3 protein-coding genes are annotated in these 1,971 nt (G+C 46.1%); 1 reads left to right on the forward strand and 2 read right to left on the reverse strand.

From position 1 onward, the window contains the following. Nucleotides 1–95 precede the first annotated feature (95 nt). Both MKMG_RS11305 and MKMG_RS11310 read right to left on the reverse strand, forming a co-directional pair. Nucleotides 96–953: a hypothetical protein gene (locus MKMG_RS11305; protein ID WP_165078045.1), complete on the reverse strand. Its 858-nt coding sequence runs from the start codon at nt 951–953 to the stop codon at nt 96–98. 158 nt (nt 954–1,111) lie between these two features. Then, nucleotides 1,112–1,438, reverse strand: a complete 327-nt coding sequence (locus MKMG_RS11310; protein WP_165078047.1) for an aldo/keto reductase — start codon at nt 1,436–1,438, stop codon at nt 1,112–1,114. A 71-nt stretch (nt 1,439–1,509) separates the two neighbouring features. On the opposite strand from MKMG_RS11310, the gene MKMG_RS11315 reads away from it, so the two are divergent. Next, entirely contained in the window at nt 1,510–1,764 is a 255-nt protein-coding gene (locus tag MKMG_RS11315; protein WP_165078048.1) for a hypothetical protein, read from the forward strand. The last annotated feature ends 207 nt before the right edge of the window (nt 1,765–1,971 follow it).

Genomic DNA, 1,971 nt, shown 5'->3' on the forward strand with positions numbered 1-1,971 from the left:
AATGATTCCCTGCTCCGAGTGTATGCATTGAGAGATTCTGTTTTGCAAAAAAAAGTCCAAAGGGGATGCCAGAGATAAAAAAAAAATGCCGGGGATTACTCCGCAGTATTTTCTGTAAACAGAATTATTCTCCATTCTTTGCCCATATATGCAAATGTGTCCCAGTACGCATCTTTTTTCGTGAGCTCTTCGGTGTTGTCCGGAGACCTGTAGAAGGTATATTCGCCCATTCCTGCACCGTTTGCGGATATGGTCTTTCCAAGCATCTGAAGGTTTTCGTAGTTGGTAAAGGGTTCGTCCGTAAAGAGATTCTTCCCGATCTGTGCCTCATCCTGGTCATAAAGAATAAATCCATCCGGCTGCATGACAGTAGCGGTAATGTCCTTATCTTCCTCAATCGGACTGACAATTGCCCCAATAAATTCCGAAGGCTCTGCCATTGCAAGGATGCTGCCTTTGTAAACCCCTTCTTTGGAAAATACCGGCCATGCAATTTCTATTCCCGTAAATCCTTCCTTTGCGGTGAATGCATCTGAGAGGAACGGTTCCTGCGTCCGCAGTATGGAATCTCCTGGCTCACTTTCGGATATGTTCACCCCAACCGACCCGGAATAATTATCTGGTGCAACTGCGGTGATGATGCCGCCCGGGTTGATTGCAGCATATGACATAGTATAATCGGATCCCGACAGGAGTTCATTCAGAACCTCCTGTACCTCTGGTGATTCCATTGAGTCTGCAGATGAGAGATCCCCGGAGGCCGACCGTGTTTGGTCAGCAATAGCAGTCATGACGGTCTCAATATTGGTTGTAATGTATTCGATGTCACGTATGGCAACATCTTGATCCTCATCCGGTTCGGACGGGAAGATATACTGTGCTGAAAGAAGAACACAACCTGCTGCAATAATTACAATAACTACTGATATGGGCAGGGTTTCACGCCAGTTCATAGTCTACACATATTTTTCACAAGGGTAATTATTGTTGTGACATATGCCTGGCAGGCTCCGTTATGTTGTGTTTGGAAAGATATGAATCTGAAACAAGCTACCTCCTGTCATATGGGATGGCCATCACAGATCCTCATCTCAGCAGAGGAAATGGGAATTTATCTCCCAAAAAGGGTGGATACTTCCTTTAAATACTGGTCCATCTCCTCACGGCTGGTGACTTCCCATGACGGCAGTTTTGTCACAAGAAAGGTATCTTTTCTCCATTTGCCTTCCAGTGCTTTTCCCACCACCCTCTCGTTGTCACCGTCATGGTAAATCCATGCATAATAGATATAGGAAACACCGGAACGAATTGCATGCCTGATCGTGGTGATGGCGGCACCTTCGTCAATCTTCCTGTCCTGCTTTTTTAACAGACGCATGCACCCCAGGCCGGGTGTGGGGAGTTCTTCACCGGTTTTTTGCATGCTACGGTACTGCATATGTTTCTCTTTGACTTTTTCATCATCATTGCTCTGTGTTTAACCGGCTGGGTCGGGGATGTTTTCTTTGGGTGGCAATAGACAAGGGCCCTGAGAAGGTGGGGGAGGAGATGACTGAATGTATTCTTGCGGCAAAAAACAGTTCATCTGAACGGACTGTCGAAGGGGCTGCCGAACTGTTGTTCTCTATCGTGCTGATTTTGCTGAATGTTTATGGTGGATTCTTTCGGCGACGCAATTGGTCTCTTGGAATTTCATTCATATTTTTTGTCCCGGTTCTGATCTCTGTTTCATTTGTTGTGATCCGGTTTGCGCGTTCCTGCTGATTTTGCATAATATTGCATGTATCCTGGGGTGGCGGCATGAATTCTGTGTGAAAATGGGGGCCTTATCCGGAAAAAATACGGAATATTTATAATGTGTGGGATACAATCTAGTTAGGTCGATTGTCTGGGACAAACGGGGCACAACTGCCTTTGTTTGCGCCGCAGACAACAATACAGGGAAAAATGATCCCTGCTTCCCTCCGTCGT

It is taken from the genome of Methanogenium sp. MK-MG (assembly GCF_009914725.1).
Taxonomy (GTDB): domain Archaea; phylum Halobacteriota; class Methanomicrobia; order Methanomicrobiales; family Methanomicrobiaceae; genus Methanogenium.

Coding starts and splice junctions, on each gene's coding strand:
- MKMG_RS11305 (WP_165078045.1), bottom strand. CDS start 953: ATGAACTGGCGTGAAACCCTGCCCATATCAGTAGTTATTGTAATTATT.
- MKMG_RS11310 (WP_165078047.1), bottom strand. CDS start 1,438: ATGCAGTACCGTAGCATGCAAAAAACCGGTGAAGAACTCCCCACACCC.